This is a genomic window from Pseudonocardia kujensis, from assembly GCF_021283305.1.
Lineage (GTDB): Bacteria > Actinomycetota > Actinomycetes > Mycobacteriales > Pseudonocardiaceae > Pseudonocardia > Pseudonocardia kujensis.
In genome coordinates, this window is sequence record NZ_JAJSOK010000002.1 from 242221 (window position 1) to 257522 (window position 15302).

Sequence of the window (15302 nt, forward strand, 5' to 3'; positions counted from 1 at the left end):
AGGGAACCACAATGCGCTCACGGTCCGGGAGAATTGCGCATTATGGTTCCATAACGCGTTCACGGAGCCGGATTGTGCGCATTATGGTTCCATAACGCGTTCACGGAGCCTGATTGTGCGCATTATGGTTCCATCATGCGCACGGGACTGGTCGGCGCGGGGGCGGAGCAGGAACGCGGCGACGAGGGCCCCGAGGAAGGCCAGGACCGCCGACACCTCGAGGGCCAGCCGCACGCCGTTGGTCTGGGCGAGCGCATAGGCCGCCTGCACGGCGTCCGCCGGGGCCAGGGCGGCCGCGCCGCGCAGGTCGCCGGCGGCGAGCAGATCGGCGGCGACCGGCAGCGCGGTGCGGGCCGAGGCCAGCGCGCCGGCGTGGATGATCGTGCCGAGCACGGCGATGCCGAGCGCGTTGCCGAGCTGCCGCGCGGTGTTGGCCGCCCCCGCGGCGACCCCGCTGCGCTCCGGCGGCACCCCGACCACCGCGGCGGCGCCGAGCGCGGGGTTGGCCAGGCCCATGCCGAACCCGGCGAGGACGAGCCCGGGCAGCAGCAGCGGGAACGTCCACGACGTCTGCACGAAGGCCAGGGCGGCGAGCCCGGCCGCGGAGAGCCCGAGGCCGGCGGTGAGCCGCGTGCGCAGCGAGAACCGCGCGCCGATCCGGGCGCCGAAGAGGGCGACGAGAGTGGACAGGAGCGTCGCCGGGAGGAACCACAGCCCGGCCTGCAGCGCCGAGAGCCCGAACACCACCTGCAGGTACGGGCCGAGCAGCACCAGCATCGACAGGATCGACAGCGCCATCGCCATCCCCGCGACCAGGCCACCGGCGTAGGTCGGCAGGCGGAGGAGCCCGACGTCGAACATCGGCACCGCGCGCCGGCGCTGCTGCAGCACGAAGACCGGCAGCAGCACCAGGGCGAGCCCGAAGGCGATCCACACCCGCGGGGCGGAGGCGTCGGCGCCGGCCCAGCTCACGCCCAGGATCAGCCCGCCGAGCCCGACCGTGAGCAGTACGGTCCCGACCAGGTCGAACCGACCGCGGGCGGCCCCGCGGGGAGCGGGGAGGGCGAGGACGCCGAGCAGCGCCGCCGCGGCCGCGACGGCGGCGAGCACGGCGAACGCGGGGCGCCAGCGCCCGAACTCCAGCGCGAGGCCCGCCCCGACCGGGCCGCTCGAGAGCCCTGCGCCGATCGCCGCGCCCCACAGCGCGACCGCGCCGGCCCGCCGCTGCGGCTCGACCGCGGCCGCGATCAGGCTCAGCGAGGACGCCATCAGGGCCGCGCCCGCCCCGCCCTCCACGATCCGGGCGGCGACGAGGAGGGGCACGCTCGTCGCGAGGGCGCAGAGGGCGGAGAAGACCGCGAACCCGATCATCGCGCCGATCCACACCCGGGCCGCGCCGAAACGGTCGGCGAGCGAGCCGCCGGTGAGCAGGAAGGCGCCGAGGCCGAGGGCGTATCCGCTGACCAGCAGGTTCAGCTCGGCGATCCCGACGCCCAGGTCCGCCCCGATCGCCGGCAGCGCCACGATCGGCAGCGGGAAGCTCGCGAACACCACGAACGGGGCGAGCGCCGCGGCGCCGACGGTGACGAGCTGAGTTTTCGACACGAACTCAAGCTACGGACGAGAGCACGGGGGCGTCAACGGGCTTCTCCTGGCTGCACGGAGCGGCGACCAGCTCCACCGGCCACCACCGTGGTCGCCCGGTCGGGTGCAGAGAGCCGATGGCAGAACCCCGGCTGCACGGGAACGGCGATCAGCGCATGCCGGTGGTGCTCGTGACCGGCGCTGCTCGTGACCGGCGCTGCTCGTGACCGGCGCTGCTCGTGACCGGCGCTGCTCGTGACCGGCGGCAGTGTGCCGGGACGGCTGCGGGCGGAGCCGTTGCCGCACGAGCGCCGCGATCGGCGGCTCCGCACAGAGGTCGCGCGGGTCAGGCGGGGCGGGCGTCGAGGACCCGGAAGAGATTCCGGAGCCGGTACCCGTCGCCCTGGCGCCGCGGGGCGAAGGCGGCGAGCACCGCGTCGCGGACCGCCGCGGGACCGGCCCGGTTGGCCGCGAACCGCCCGATGTCCGAGGTGAGCAGGGGCCCGACCAGCGCGTCCTCGTCCGGGTAGTCGAAGCGGCACTCGACCTCGTCGAGCGCGACGACCTGCAACCCGGCGGTCGTGGCGATCTTCCGGAAGCGGTCGGGCTCGGTCAGCGGAGGCGGGCCGGCGGGCGCGCGCCGGGCCCCGCGCGGCGGCAGGAACGGGGCGAGGGCCTCGCCGAAGAGCCGGACGTCGGACTCCTCCTCGCGGCCCCAGACCGTCGCGCGGACCAGCCCGCCGACCCGCGCCGCCTCCTTCAGCACCTTGAGCGGGTTGGTGACGTGCGCGAGTACCTGGACGAGCGCGACGAGGTCGTAGGACCCGGCGAGCTGGTGGGCGTCGCCGATCTCGAACGTCGCCTCCGGCACCTCGCGCCGCGCCGCCGCGACGGCGGAGCGGTCCGCGTCGATCCCGGTGACCGTGAGCCCGCGCTTCGTCGCGAAGCCGGCGAAGACGCCCGGCCCGCACCCGACGTCGAGCACCGACGCGCCCTCCGGGACACCGGCCAGCACACGCTCGTACAGCGGCTCGCCCCAGCCCGCAGGCCCCTCGCTCACCCGCCCGAGCCTAGCCCGGCGTGGCGCACTTCACGATCACACGCACCCGGTCGGGCTCGGCACCGGCGCGGTCGGAGCATGATCGAACAGCGCTGGTGCTCACCTCACTTCGGCGGCAGTGTCCTCACGAAGCCCACACCCTCGGCGACCCAGCGGGCCAGGTCGGCCTCGGGGAGGTCGTCGACCTCGGGCCGGCCGGAGACGCGCAGCCAGCCGTCCATCTCCCGTCCCTGCATCACCATCCGCTCGACGCCGGGGAGCGCGACGAGCTCCGGCGTGCGGGCCGGGTCGACCCGCACCATCAGCCCGCCCCGCCCGCTCGCGGCGACGGCCATGTGGCCGCCGAGCAGGAAGGCGAGACCACCGAACATCCGCTTCTCGGTCAGCCCGGGCTCGTCCGCGAGCAGGCTGCGGAGACGCGCGGCGAGACCCTCGTCGTAGGCCATGCGCGCACGGTAGCGCCGGACCCCGACAGAACCGCCGCCCCGACGTCAGCCCCAGACGTCCTCCGCCACCTGCACGATCAGCCGGAGCTTGGCGATCTCCTCGTCGACGGTCAGGACGTTGCCCTCGACGGTCGACGAGAAGCCGCACTGCGGGGACAGGCAGAGCTGGTCGAGCGGGACGTACTTCGCGGCCTCGTCGATGCGGCGCTTGAGCGTGTCGGCGTCCTCGAGCCGGCCGTTCTTGGTGGTCACGAGCCCGAGCACCACCTGCTTGCCCGGCGGGACGAACCGCAGCGGGGCGAACCCGCCGGAGCGCTCGTCGTCGAACTCGCAGAAGAAGCCGTCGACGGCGAGCTCACCGAACAGCGCCTCGGCCACGAAGTCGTAGCCGCCCTCCGCGGCCCACGACGAGCGGTAGTTGCCGCGGCACATGTGCGTGGTGATCCGCATGCCCTCCGGCTTGTCCGCGATCGCCGCGTTGATCTGGCGGATGTAGCGCTCGTGCAGGTGCTCGGCGTCGTCGGCGGCGTGCTCGGCCCGCTGGGCCGGGTCGTTGAGGTAGGCGAGGCTGGTGTCGTCGAGCTGCAGGTAGCGGCAGCCGAGCTCGCCGAGGGCACGGACCTCGTCGGCGTAGGCGGCCGACAGGTCCGCCCAGAACTCCTCGACGTCCGGGTACACCGAGCGGTCGATCGCCGCCGTGCCGCCGCGGTAGTGGACCATGCTCGGCGACGGGATCGTCAGCTTCGGCACCGCGCTCGTGGTGCACGAGGCGAGGAACCGGAAGGCGTCGGCGAAGATCGGCTCGCGCAGCCGGACCTTCTCGGTGATCGCCAGGCCGGCCGAGGTGAAGGCGCCCTCCCCCTCGGCGTTGACCATCCGCACCCGGATCTGCTCGTCGGTCTTGGTGACGCCGCCGAGCTGGTAGATGAAGTCCATGTGCCAGGAGGTGCGGCGGAACTCGCCGTCCGTGGCGGACCGCAGCCCGATCTCCTCCTGCAGCCGCACGACGTCGCGGATCGCCTCGTCCTCCGCCGCCTCCAGCTCGGGCGAGCCGGGCGCGTACTGCGCGCGGGCGTCGAGCAGGGCCTTCGGTCGCAGGAGGCTGCCGACGTGGTCGGCGCGGAACGGGGGTTCGGTGCGGGGCGCCATGGTCAGAACGTAACGCGCCGCACGCCCGTCCGGCGCGACGGAAGCGCGCTGATGGCACAGTCCGACGATGGACATCGGCGTCAGCACCTTCCTGACCGACTACGGCATCGACCCGCTCGTCCTCGCCCGGGGCGTCGAGGAGCGTGGATTCTCGTCGCTGTTCCTCACCGAGCACACCCACATCCCGACGAGCCGGCGCTCCCCGTGGCCGGGGGGCGGCGAGCTGCCGCGCCAGTACAGCCACACGTTCGACCCGTTCGTCGCGCTGGGTGCGATGGCCGCCGTCACCGACCGGATCGCGCTGGGCACCGCCGTGACGCTGATCAACCAGCACCATCCGATCAACCTGGCCAAGCAGGTGGCGAGCGTCGAGCGGCTCGCGCCGGGGCGGGTGGAGCTGGGGGTCGGGCCGGGCTGGAACAAGGAGGAGATGGCGCACCACGGCATCGACCCGCGGAACCGGACCGCGCAGATGCTCGAGCGGATCGAGGCGCTGCGCGCGATCTGGACGCAGGACGAGGCGGAGTACCACGGCGAGTACGTCGACTTCGACCCGTCGTGGTCCTGGCCGAAGCCGACGGCCGCGCCGCCCGTGCTGATCGGCGGCGGCGGGCCGACGGTGCTCGACCGCGTCCTGTCGCACGGCGACGGCTGGATCCCGCTGCGGGTCCGGCTGCGCGAGCTCGACGCCTTCGCCGAGCGGATCACCGAGCTGCGCCGCCGCACGGCCGACGCCGGCCGCGACCACCTGTCCGTGACGATCTTCGGGGCCGTGCCCGAGCCCGACGCCGTGGACTCCTACGCGAAGGCGGGCGTCGACCGGGTGCTGTTCACCCTCACCGACCAGGACGGGCCGGACGCCGAGGCGAACACCCTGGCCGAGCTCGACACCCTGGCGGGCCTGCTCACGCGGTGAGAACGCGGGACACGCGGTCCGCCGCCTCGCGGACCGCGTGCTCCAGCTCCCAGCGCCGCGCGGAGAACTCGGCCCGGCTCACCGCGACCCCGACCGCCGCCGTCGCGCCCCGCAGCGCCACGGCCACGCCGGCGACCCCGCGGTGGAACTCCTCGACCTCCACGGCCGCGCCGGCCGCCCGGATGCGCTGCAGCTCCCGGTCCAGGCCGCGGCGGTCCGCGAGGGTCCGTGGGGTGTAGGCGGTGAGCGGCGTCCTCTCCAGCACCTCGCCGAGCTCGGCGGGGGCGAGGCCCGCGAGCAGCACCTTGCCCAGGGCCGTCGCGTGCACGGGGGCGGGCTCGCCGACGCGCAGGCCCAGCGGCCCGGGGTGCTCGGCACACCGGTCGACGTGGGCGACCACGACGTCGACGTCGCGCCGGACGGCGAGGTACGCGGCGGCGCCCACCCCGTCGTGCACCTCGTGGAGCAGCCCGCGCACCGCCGCCGACGGCCGGACCTGCGTGGTGAGGCCGCGGTGCAGCTCGGCGACCTTGTAGCCGAGCCCGTAACCCCGCACCGCGTTGAGCCGCACCAGGTAGCCTTCCTCGACCAGGGTGCCGAGTGCGCGGTAAACGGTGGGCAACGGGCAGCCGAGCCGGCGGGCGATGGCCTTGGCCGTGACCCCGTCGCCCAGCGCGGAGACGGCCTCGAGCACCCGCAGCGCCCGGACCAGCGAGCCGCCCTGTCCCGAGGTCACGCGACTAGTGTCGGATCCGCAGCGATCTCGCAGCAAGCACCACAGCGGAGGATCCACCCATGACGGACGATGCCGACCTGCGCCATCGGATCACCGAGCTCGTCGAGGAGGAGCACCGGCTCGAGCGCTCCCACATCGGGAAGGCGCTGAGCGACGACGAGAAGGCCCGGCTCGACCGGATCGCGGTCGACCTGGACCGGTGCTGGGACCTGTTGCGCCAGCGCGACGCGCGCCGGGCCGCCGGTCAGGACCCGGACGAGGCGACCACCCGCGACGCCTCGACCGTGGAGAACTACCGCCAGTGACGCCGACGCGCTCGATCCGCGCGGTGAGCCGGGAGGCGCTCGCGGAGCACCTGACCGCACGGATCGACGCGCTTCCCGGGCGGGTCCGCGTCGCGGTCGACGGCCCGCCGCCGACCGGGACCGCCGAGCTCGCCGAGGCGGTGGCCGACGGGCTGCGGCTGCGCGGGCGGGAGACCGTGGTCGTGCGGGCCGGGGACTTCCTGCGGCCCGCCTCGCTGCGCCTGGAGTACGGCCACCACGACGAGGACATGTACCTCGACGGCTGGCTCGACGAGGGCGCGCTTCGCCGGGAGGTCCTCGACCCCGCCGGCCCGGACGGCGCGGGGCGGGTGCTGCCCCGGCTCTGGGACGCCGCGCGCGACCGGGCCTACCGCGAGGAGTACCGCGAGCTGGGTCCGGCCGGTGTGGTGGTGGTCGCGGGCGCCCTGCTGCTGGGCCGCGGGCTGCCCTTCGAGCTCGTGGCGCACCTGCACATGGGCCGGGCCGCGCTCGCCCGCCGCACCCCGGAGGACGAGCGCTGGACCCTGCCCGTGTTCGAGCGCTACGCGCGCGAGCGCGACCCGTCCGACGCCGCCGACGTGCTGGTGATGGCCGACCACCCGGACCGGCCCGCCATGCGCGAGTGAGCGCCGCGAGCGGGCAGCGGGGCTGGGCCGACCGGTCGGCGCACGGAACGGACGGCTCGGCGACCCGAGAACGGACGAAGGCCCGCCGGATCCGGCGGGCCTTCTGGTGATGGTGGGCGAGGAGGGAGTTGAACCCTCACGTCCTTTCGGACACACGGACCTGAACCGTGCGCGTCTGCCATTCCGCCACTCGCCCGAGCGACTGGGAAAAGCTAGCACGGCACCGGGGAGCCCCGTGCGAGGGGGGTCCCCTACGCGATCGTCACCCGTCGACTTGGCGCGCGCGGGCGGACGGTCACCGCACCACCGGGTCGGGTGTCACCGGACGTGGGCCTACCACGGATACCATCGGACACGCCGGTAACACGCCGAGCGGACGGAAAGGAAGATCGAGTGGGCCGTGTCGATCGCTTCGAACGCCGCCTCCAGGGGATGGTGGACGACGCCTTCGCGCGGGTCTTCGGAGGCAGCGTCGTTCCCCAGGAGGTCGCCCAGGCGCTGCTCAGGGAAGCCGAGGACCATCTCCGGCAGCTCGCGGGGGGCCGGGTGCTCGCACCCAACGCCTACACCGTGCAGCTCAGCCCCGCCGATCTGGACCGCATGGCGGGCGACACCGCGGGAGTCACCGACTCGCTCTCCGCGCACGTCGCCGCGCAACTCGCCGACCAGGGATGGGACACCTACGGCGAGGTCGTAGTCTTCCTGGAGCGCTCCGAGGCGCTGCACACGGGACAGTTCCGCACCCGCTCGGCCGTGGACCCCGACGCTTCCCGTCGATCCTCCGGACGAGCACGCAACGCAGGAGAAGCACCCATGAGCCAGCAACCGGGCCACCCCGAGGAGAACGGGCAGTACGGCTACGACCGTGGCGCCCCGTACGGCCAGCAGACGTACGCGCCGCCGCAGGACCAGCACGGTCAGCAGGGCCAGCAGGGCTACGGCCAGCAGGGCCAGCAGGGCCAGCAGGGTTACGGCCAGCAGGGCGGGTACGACCAGCAGGGCGGGTACGACCAGCAGGCCTACGGCCAGCAGGGCGGCTACCCCCAGCAGGGCTACGACCAGGGCTACGGCCAGCAGCAGGGCTACGGCCAGCAGTACGGCGGCCAGCCGGGCTACGGCCAGCAGGGCGGCTACCCGCAGCAGGGCTACGACCAGGGCTACGACGGCGGCCAGCAGTACGGCGGCCAGCAGGCCTACGCCCAGCCCGGCTACGGCCAGCCCCAGTACGGCCAGCAGGGTTACGCGCAGCCCGGGTACGACGGCTACGGCCAGCAGTACGACCAGGGCTACGACGGCGGCTACGACCAGCAGGGCTACGGCCAGCAGCAGGGCTGGGGCGGCCAGCCGGGCTACGGCCAGCAGCTGCAGGCCACGCTGACCCTCGACGACGGCTCGGGCCGCAGCTACCCGCTGACCGAGGGCACGCACGTCATCGGGCGCGGGCAGGACTCCAACTTCCGGCTCCCGGACACCGGCGTCTCGCGCCGGCACCTGGAGATCAGCTGGGACGGGCACGCCGCCACGCTGTCGGACCTCGGCTCCACGAACGGCACCACCGTGAACGGCAACCCGGTGCAGCAGTGGCAGCTCACGGACGGCGACGTGATCCGGGTCGGGCACTCCAGCCTGGTCTTCCGCACCCAGGGCTGAGCCGACCCGCGGTCCGGGCGGGAGGTCGTGCGGGCGGGGTCGGTAGGCTGCACCGTCCCTGCTTCGTCCCCTGCCCACCTCACGAGATCGGAGTGCCCGGCGAGTGCCCGAATTGGTGCTGCAGCTGACCAGAGCGGGTTTCCTCGCCCTGCTCTGGCTGTTCGTGCTGGTCGCGCTGCGGGTGGTCCGGTCGGACCTCTACGCGGCGTCCGGCCTGCGGGCGATCATGCCCGGTGGCGGGCGGGTCACGGCCCGCGCGGGACGCAGCCGGACCGCCCGGCAGCTGCTGGTCACGCAGGGGCCGCTGGCCGGCACCCGGATCACGTTGGACTCGCGGCCGATCCTCGTCGGCCGCGCGGACGACTCGACCCTCAAGCTCGACGACGACTACGCCTCCACCCGGCACGCGCGGATCAGCCAGCAGGGCGAGGAGTGGTACGTCGAGGACCTCGGGTCGACGAACGGGACCTACCTGGACCGGGCTAAGGTCACCGGACCCACCCGGGTGCCCCTGGGGGTCCCTGTCCGTATCGGCAAGACGGTGATCGAGCTGCGCTCATGACGCTGGTCCTGCGCTACTCCGCCCGCAGCGATCGCGGGCTCGTCCGGCAGAACAACCAGGACGCGGTCTACGCCGGTCCGCGGCTGCTGGCGCTGGCCGACGGGATGGGCGGGCACGCCGCCGGCGAGGTGGCGTCGTCCCTGGTCATCTCCGCCCTGGCCCCGCTCGACGAGGACCAGCCCGGCGACGACCTGCTGGCCGAGCTGCGCGAGGCCACCTTCGAGGGCAACGCGGCCATCACCCGGCACGTCGCCGAGTCCCCCGACCTCGAGGGCATGGGCACCACGCTGACCGCGATCCTGTTCGCGGGCAACCGGCTCGGCCTGGTCCACGTCGGCGACTCGCGGTGCTACCAGCTCCGCGACGGGGCCTTCACCCAGATCACCAAGGACGACACGTTCGTCCAGTCGCTGATCGACGAGGGCCGGATCAGCGAGGACGAGGCGCACACCCACCCGCAGCGCTCGCTGCTGCTGCGGGCGATCACCGGGGCCGAGGTCGAGCCCTCGCTGACCATCCGCGAGGCCCGCGCCGGCGACCGCTACCTGCTCTGCTCGGACGGGCTGTCCGGCCCGGTGAGCGACGAGACGCTGGCCGAGACCCTGCGCGAGTACCGCGACCCCCGCCAGTGCGCCGACCGGCTCATCGAGCTGGCCCTGCGCGGCGGCGGCCCGGACAACATCACCTGCATCGTCGCCGACGTCCTCGACGTGGACTACGGCGACGACGCCCCGATCATCGGGGGCGCGGCGGGCGACGGCAGCGACGACGGGATCGCCGGCGCCGACACGGCCGCGTCGCGGGCCTCGGCGACCACCCTCCCCCGCGCCCTGCCCCGCCGCGTCGAGCCGGCGACCGCGCCCCGGCCGGACCGCCCGCACCGGCGCACCGCGGTGCGGGTCGGGATCGCGGTCGCGGGTCTGCTCGTCCTCCTCGCCGTGGGCGGGTGGCTGGCGCGCAGCTGGGTGCTGCAGCAGTACTACGTCGGGACCGAGGCCCAACAGGTCGTGATCTACCAGGGGGTGCGCGGGAGCGTGCTGGGCGTGCCGTTGCAGACCGTGGCCGAGCGGACGGACATCACCCTGTCCGACCTGCCCGAGGACGCGCGCAGCACGGTCGCCGCCGGCATCCCCGCCTCGGACGGCCTCGACTCCGCGCGCGGCACCGTCGCCCGGCTGCACCAGCGCATGCTGCCGGTCTGCCCCGTCGAACAGCCCGCCACGCCCACGCCGGCCGCCCCGCCGGCCCCCGCCGGTGCCGCGCAGCCCGACCCGAACGCGCCGCCCACCGACACCACCCCGCTGCCGACCGTCACCCCCGAGCCGGGCTTGACCTGCCGGCCGGCGAGCTGATGGCGGCCCCGGAGTCGACGGCGGCCCGGCCGGGCGGGGCGAACGGCCGGGAGGGCGGCCCCGTGCTGCCCACCGGGCGCACCATCGAGCTGCTGTTGCTGGTGTTCGCCGCGGTCATCGTGACCGGCGCGCTGGTGCTGGTGGAGGCGAACCAGGAGCAGGAGCTCACCCCGACGCTGCTCTACGTGGGGCTGGCGTACCTGGTGGTGCTCACGCTCGCGCACCTGGCGGTGCGGAGGTTCGCGCCCTACGCCGACCCGCTGATCCTGCCCTCGGTCGCCCTGCTCAACGGCCTGGGCCTGGTGATGATCCACCGGCTCGACCTGGCCGACCAGGACCGCGCGGCACTGCTCGGCCAGCCCGTGCCGGACTCGCTGGTGTTCAAGCAGATCCTGTGGACGGCCGTCGGGCTGGCCCTGTTCATCGCCGTGCTGTGGCGGGTCTCCGACCACCGCACGCTGGCGCGCTACGGCTTCACCTGCGGCCTCGTCGGCCTGGTGCTGCTGGCCCTGCCCGGCCTGCTGCCGTCGTCGATCTCCGAGGTCAACGGCGCGAAGCTGTGGATCCGCGTCGGCGGCGCCGGCATCCAGCCCGGCGAGTTCGCCAAGATCCTGCTGATCATCTTCTTCGCCGCGTTCCTGGTGCAGAAGCGGGACCTGTTCTCCACGGCCGGGCGCCGGTTCCTCGGCATGGAGCTGCCGCGCGCCCGCGACCTCGCGCCGCTGCTGGTGGCGTGGGGGCTCTCGGTCGGCGTGCTCGTGGTCGAGCGCGATCTCGGCTCCTCGCTGCTGTTCTTCGGGATCCTGCTGGTCCTGCTGTACGCGGCCACCGAGCGCGTGTCCTGGATGCTGATCGGCCTCGGGTTCTTCGTGATCGGCGCGCTGATCGCCTACCAGCTGTTCGGACACGTGCAGGTCCGCGTGCAGGTGTGGCTGGACCCCTTCTCGGACTACGAGAACCGCGGCTACCAGATCGCGCAGGCACTGTTCGGGCTCGGCACCGGCGGCGTCGGCGGCACCGGCCTGGGCGCGGGCCGCCCCGACCTGGTGCCCTTCGCCGAGAGCGACTTCATCTGGTCCTCGCTCGGCGAGGAGCTGGGGCTGATCGGGCTGGCCTCGATCCTGGTCGTCTACCTGGTGCTGATCACCCGCGGCCTGCGCAGCGCGCTCGCGGTGCGGGACAGCTTCGGGAAGCTGCTGGCCACCGGCCTGTCGTTCGCGGTGGCGCTGCAGATCTTCGTGGTCATCGGCGGCGTCACCAAGCTGATCCCGCTGACCGGCCTGACCCTGCCGTTCCTGTCCTACGGCGGGTCGTCGCTCGTGGCGAACTACGCTCTCGTCGCGATGCTCCTGCGGATCTCGAACGCGGCGCGGGCCCCGCTCACGCGCCGGCCCGCCGCCCCCGCCGTCCCGATCGCCGATGCCGGCACCGAACTGGTCCAGCGCCCGGCCGTCGGCCCGACGACCGGACCCCTCCCCGGCCCGACGGGGGGCCGCCCGTGAACACCCCGATCCGCCGGATCGCCATCGCCGTGATGGCGCTGATCCTGCTGCTGCTCGGCAACCTGACCTACGTGCAGGTCGTGAAGGCCGGCGACTACCGGGACGACCCGCGCAACCAGCGGGTCCTGCTCGCCGAGTACGCCCGCAAGCGCGGCCAGATCTCGGCCGACGGGCAGGTGCTCGCGCAGAGCGTCGAGACGGACGACCGGCTCAAGTACCAGCGCCAGTACACGGACGGGCCGGCCTACTCGCCGCTGACCGGCTACTACTCGGTCATCTACAGCTCCAGCGGCATCGAGCGGTACGCGGACCCGGTGCTCAACGGCAGCGACGACCGGCTGTTCGCCCGCCGGCTCTCGGACCTGATCACCGGGCGGGACCCGAGCGGCGGCAACGTCGTGCTCACGGTCAAGCCGTCCGTGCAGGAGCGGGCGTACGAGGAGATGTCGAAGAAGGGCTACGAGGGCGCGGTCGTGGCCCTGCAGCCCAAGACCGGCGAGATCCTGGCGATGGTGTCCACGCCGTCGTTCGACCCGAACCCGCTGGCCAGCCACAGCTCCGGCACCCAGCAGCAGGCGTGGAAGGCCGACAACAATGCGGACCCGGCGACCCTGCCGAACCGCGCGATCGACCAGACCTTCCCGCCGGGGTCGACGTTCAAGCTCGTCGACACCGCGGCCGCGCTGCAGAACGGCTACACCCCGGACAGCCAGCTCACCGCGGCCCCGAACATCACGCTGACCGGCACGAACACCACGCTGGAGAACTACGCCGGCACCCAGTGCGGCACCGGCCAGACCGCGTCGTTGCGCGAGGCGCTGGCGCGCTCCTGCAACACGGCGTTCGCGCAGCTCGGCGGCGAGCTCGGGGCGGACAAGATCCGGGCCCAGGCGGACGCGTTCGGCATCGGGCGCTCCGACCTGTCGATCCCGATGCCGGTCACGGCCTCGGGCGTCGGCGACCTGCCGGACACCGCGGCCGTTCAGCAGTCCGCGATCGGCCAGCGGGACGTGCGGCTGACCCCGCTGCAGAACGCCATGATCGTCGCCTCGATCGCCAACGGCGGGCAGACCATGGCGCCGCACCTCATCAAGGAGGTGCAGGGCCCCAACCTCGACGTCATCGACACCACGGAGCCGGACCGGCTCGGCCGCTCGATGCCGGCCGGCGTCGCCTCCACGCTCACGGACCTGATGCTCGGCTCCGAGGCGCGCACCTCGGGCGGCGGCAAGATCACCGGCGTCCAGATCGCGTCGAAGACGGGCACCGCGGAGCACGGCACCGACCCCAAGAACACCCCGCCGCACGCCTGGTACGTCGCCTTCGCCCCGGCGAACGACCCGCAGGTCGCGGTGGCCGTCCTCGTGGAGAACGGCGGCGACCGGGCCCTCGAGGCGACCGGCGGGTCCGTCGCCGCCCCGATCGGGCGGGCCGTGATCGCGGAGGCGTTGCGGGGCGGCCAGTGACGGCCGCGGGCGGCCCGCTCCCCGTCCCCGGCAGCCTCGCCGCGGGCCGGCTCATCGCCGACCGCTACAAGCTGGAACGGCGGATCGCCGTCGGCGGGATGGGCGAGGTCTGGGAGGCGCTCGACGAGCGGCTCGGCCGCCACGTGGCCGTCAAGGTGCTGCGCGGCGAGCTCTCCGACGACGACGAGTTCCTCCACCGCTTCCGCATCGAGGCCCGCACGGTGGCCTCGCTCAACCACTCCGGCGTCGCGGCCATCCACGACTACGGCGAGGACGAGGTCACCCAGGACGGCCGGCGCACGGCGTACCTGGTGATGGAGCTGGTGCGGGGCGAGCCGTTGTCCGCGGTGATCGCGCGCGGCCCGATGGACCCCGGCGAGACGATGCGGATCATGGAGCAGGCCGCCCACTCGCTCTACGCGGCCCACGAGCGCGGGTTCGTGCACCGGGACGTGAAGCCGGGAAACATCCTCATCCGCGTCGACGGCACCGTGAAGCTCACGGACTTCGGCATCGCCAAGGCCGCCAACGCCGTCCCGGTCACGCGCACCGGCATGGTGATGGGCACGGCCCACTACATCGCGCCGGAGCAGGCCAGCGGCGGCGAGGCCGGGCCGGAGGGCGACGTCTACTCGCTCGGCATCGTCGGCTACGAGTGCCTGGCGGGCCACCGCCCGTTCCGCGCCGACAACGCCGTGGCCGTCGCGATGATGCAGGTCCGGGACGAGCCGCCGCCGCTGCCGGAGTCCGTGCCGTGGCGGGTCCGGCAGCTGATCGAGACGATCCTGGTCAAGGACCCGGACCGGCGGTACGCCGACGGGGCCGAGCTCGCCGCCGCCGTCGCCGCGGTGCGCCGCGAGGAGGCGCTGCCCACCCCGAACCGGATGACCGCCCAGGGGCTGCGGCTGCCGTCCGCCGGACCGGTCGGGGCTGCCGCCGGCGAGCCCGCCGGCGCCGCCGAGAGCCCCACCACGCACCGCCGCCGCAGCAAGCGGGAGCGGCGGGCCACCCGGGGGCGGGACCGGAGCCGGGGCGCGTCCTCGCCGTCGGCGACGTCGTCGGGCGGCTCCCGTGCGGTGGGGTCGGCCGAGGTCTCCTCCATCCCGTCCCTGCCGCCGGTGTCTCCCACGGCGTCTCCCACGGTGTCTCCCCCCGGGTCGCACTCGCCCGCCTCGCCTGCCACCGCCTCGTCCTCCCCTGCCGCGTCCTCCACCCCCTCGCCCGCCACCGCGTCGCCCGCGCCCGGGACCCGGCCGGAGGCGCGGCCCGAGTCCCCGGCGCGCGGCGGGCCGGCCACGCCGGCCCCGAACCGGTCCGGGTCGGGGCGTCGGACCGCCGAGCCGGACCCGGGCGGGCGCCCGTCACCCGGCGGCACCGCCTCCGGCCCGCAGGCGCTCCGCTCGCCGACCCCGGGCGGCGAGGCCCCCCGGCCCTCGCCGAACCCCACCGGTCCCGGCGGCTCCGCGCGCACCGCGACCCCGGCGCCCGGGAGCGCGACCCGCACGGCCTCCGGGCCGCCGACCCCCGGGGCCGCGTCACGCACGCCCCCGCCCCGGCCGCCGGTCGCGCCCGCGCCGCCGACCGAGCCGCTCAAGCTCGTCGCCCGGCAGCAGTCGCAGCGCTCGGGCCAGGTGCTGCTCGTGGCCTTCGTGCTGCTGATCGTGGCGGCCGTCGTCGTGGCGGCGCTCACGGTCCCCAAGCTGTTCGCCGACGCCCCCGCACCGTCCACCGGGCCCGTACCGGACGGAACGCACACGAGCACCCCGCCGGGTAGCGTGTCCGGCCAGGTGGCCGTCCTCGCCCGTCCGGCGGCACCGGCCGGACCCACGGCCGTCCCGACCCGCACGGAGGAGGCCCGGTGAGCCCTCGCAGTCGCCGGGTCGGCGCACGTTCGGGGTGGCCGGGGACCGCGGCGTCGCACGGCCCGGGCATGATGAGACCCGCCCCC

At 74.4% G+C, this 15302-nt stretch carries 14 protein-coding genes and 1 tRNA gene; 9 read left to right on the top strand and 6 right to left on the bottom strand.

Going from position 1 to position 15302, the window contains the following annotated elements:
- Positions 1-81: 81 nt before the first annotated feature.
- From LWC35_RS02795 to LWC35_RS02810, 4 genes are all read right to left on the bottom strand, one after another.
- The gene (locus LWC35_RS02795; RefSeq protein ID WP_232868266.1) at positions 82-1605 is read right to left on the bottom strand and encodes an MFS transporter; all 1524 of its coding nucleotides are present in this window, start codon (positions 1603-1605) and stop codon (positions 82-84) included.
- Positions 1606-1930: 325 nt separating this feature from the next.
- Positions 1931-2644 (bottom strand): class I SAM-dependent methyltransferase, encoded by a 714-nt coding sequence (locus LWC35_RS02800; RefSeq protein WP_232868267.1) that lies wholly within the window; start codon positions 2642-2644, stop codon positions 1931-1933.
- A 104-nt stretch (positions 2645-2748) separates the two neighbouring features.
- A complete protein-coding gene (locus LWC35_RS02805; RefSeq protein ID WP_232868268.1) occupies positions 2749-3090 on the bottom strand; it encodes a TfoX/Sxy family protein in 342 nt (113 codons plus the stop codon).
- 45 nt (positions 3091-3135) lie between these two features.
- The gene (locus LWC35_RS02810; protein ID WP_232868269.1) at positions 3136-4239 is read right to left on the bottom strand and encodes a 5-methyltetrahydropteroyltriglutamate--homocysteine S-methyltransferase; all 1104 of its coding nucleotides are present in this window, start codon (positions 4237-4239) and stop codon (positions 3136-3138) included.
- A gap of 67 nt (positions 4240-4306) precedes the next feature.
- On the opposite strand from LWC35_RS02810, the gene LWC35_RS02815 reads away from it, so the two are divergent.
- On the top strand, positions 4307-5155 hold the full coding sequence (locus tag LWC35_RS02815) for an LLM class F420-dependent oxidoreductase (RefSeq protein WP_232868270.1): 849 nt from the start codon (positions 4307-4309) through the stop codon (positions 5153-5155).
- Here the strand turns inward: LWC35_RS02815 and LWC35_RS02820 are convergent.
- Positions 5145-5891 (bottom strand): IclR family transcriptional regulator, encoded by a 747-nt coding sequence (locus tag LWC35_RS02820; RefSeq protein ID WP_232868271.1) that lies wholly within the window; start codon positions 5889-5891, stop codon positions 5145-5147. The genes LWC35_RS02815 and LWC35_RS02820 overlap by 11 nt on opposite strands.
- A 59-nt stretch (positions 5892-5950) precedes the next feature.
- On the opposite strand from LWC35_RS02820, the gene LWC35_RS02825 reads away from it, so the two are divergent.
- Together LWC35_RS02825 and LWC35_RS02830 are read left to right on the top strand one after the other, a co-directional pair.
- Positions 5951-6196, top strand: coding sequence for a DUF2630 family protein (locus LWC35_RS02825; RefSeq protein WP_232868272.1), 246 nt, complete (start codon positions 5951-5953; stop codon positions 6194-6196).
- Positions 6193-6822 (top strand): nucleoside/nucleotide kinase family protein, encoded by a 630-nt coding sequence (locus LWC35_RS02830; RefSeq protein WP_232868273.1) that lies wholly within the window; start codon positions 6193-6195, stop codon positions 6820-6822. Before LWC35_RS02825 ends, LWC35_RS02830 begins: the two co-directional genes overlap by 4 nt.
- Before the next feature lie 110 nt (positions 6823-6932).
- Here the strand turns inward: LWC35_RS02830 and LWC35_RS02835 are convergent.
- Positions 6933-7018, bottom strand: a tRNA-Leu gene (locus LWC35_RS02835).
- A 197-nt stretch (positions 7019-7215) separates the two neighbouring features.
- Here LWC35_RS02835 and LWC35_RS02840 point away from each other — a divergent pair.
- The 6 genes from LWC35_RS02840 to LWC35_RS40770 all read left to right on the top strand — a co-directional run bounded on the left by LWC35_RS02840 (position 7216) and on the right by LWC35_RS40770 (position 15216).
- The gene (locus tag LWC35_RS02840) at positions 7216-8472 is read left to right on the top strand and encodes an FHA domain-containing protein (protein WP_308194448.1); all 1257 of its coding nucleotides are present in this window, start codon (positions 7216-7218) and stop codon (positions 8470-8472) included.
- 103 nt (positions 8473-8575) lie between these two features.
- Complete coding sequence (locus LWC35_RS02845; RefSeq protein WP_232868274.1) at positions 8576-9034, top strand: FHA domain-containing protein FhaB/FipA; 459 nt, start codon at positions 8576-8578, stop codon at positions 9032-9034.
- Positions 9031-10386, top strand: a complete 1356-nt coding sequence (locus tag LWC35_RS02850; protein ID WP_232868275.1) for a PP2C family protein-serine/threonine phosphatase — start codon at positions 9031-9033, stop codon at positions 10384-10386. Before LWC35_RS02845 ends, LWC35_RS02850 begins: the two co-directional genes overlap by 4 nt.
- Positions 10386-11888 (top strand): FtsW/RodA/SpoVE family cell cycle protein, encoded by a 1503-nt coding sequence (locus tag LWC35_RS02855; protein ID WP_232868276.1) that lies wholly within the window; start codon positions 10386-10388, stop codon positions 11886-11888. The genes LWC35_RS02850 and LWC35_RS02855 overlap by 1 nt, the downstream gene beginning before the upstream one ends.
- Positions 11885-13354, top strand: a complete 1470-nt coding sequence (locus tag LWC35_RS02860; protein ID WP_232868277.1) for a peptidoglycan D,D-transpeptidase FtsI family protein — start codon at positions 11885-11887, stop codon at positions 13352-13354. The genes LWC35_RS02855 and LWC35_RS02860 overlap by 4 nt, the downstream gene beginning before the upstream one ends.
- Complete coding sequence (locus LWC35_RS40770) at positions 13351-15216, top strand: serine/threonine-protein kinase (protein WP_372462984.1); 1866 nt, start codon at positions 13351-13353, stop codon at positions 15214-15216. Before LWC35_RS02860 ends, LWC35_RS40770 begins: the two co-directional genes overlap by 4 nt.
- Positions 15217-15302: the final 86 nt, after the last annotated feature.

What these genes read in the sequence shown, in the direction of transcription:
- LWC35_RS02805 (WP_232868268.1), bottom strand. Translation starts at nt 3,090, where the DNA reads ATGGCCTACGACGAGGGTCTCGCCGCGCGTCTCCGCAGCCTGCTCGCG.
- LWC35_RS02810 (WP_232868269.1), bottom strand. Translation starts at nt 4,239, where the DNA reads ATGGCGCCCCGCACCGAACCCCCGTTCCGCGCCGACCACGTCGGCAGC.
- LWC35_RS02815 (WP_232868270.1), top strand. Translation starts at nt 4,307, where the DNA reads ATGGACATCGGCGTCAGCACCTTCCTGACCGACTACGGCATCGACCCG.
- LWC35_RS02825 (WP_232868272.1), top strand. Translation starts at nt 5,951, where the DNA reads ATGACGGACGATGCCGACCTGCGCCATCGGATCACCGAGCTCGTCGAG.
- LWC35_RS02850 (WP_232868275.1), top strand. Translation starts at nt 9,031, where the DNA reads ATGACGCTGGTCCTGCGCTACTCCGCCCGCAGCGATCGCGGGCTCGTC.
- LWC35_RS02855 (WP_232868276.1), top strand. Translation starts at nt 10,386, where the DNA reads ATGGCGGCCCCGGAGTCGACGGCGGCCCGGCCGGGCGGGGCGAACGGC.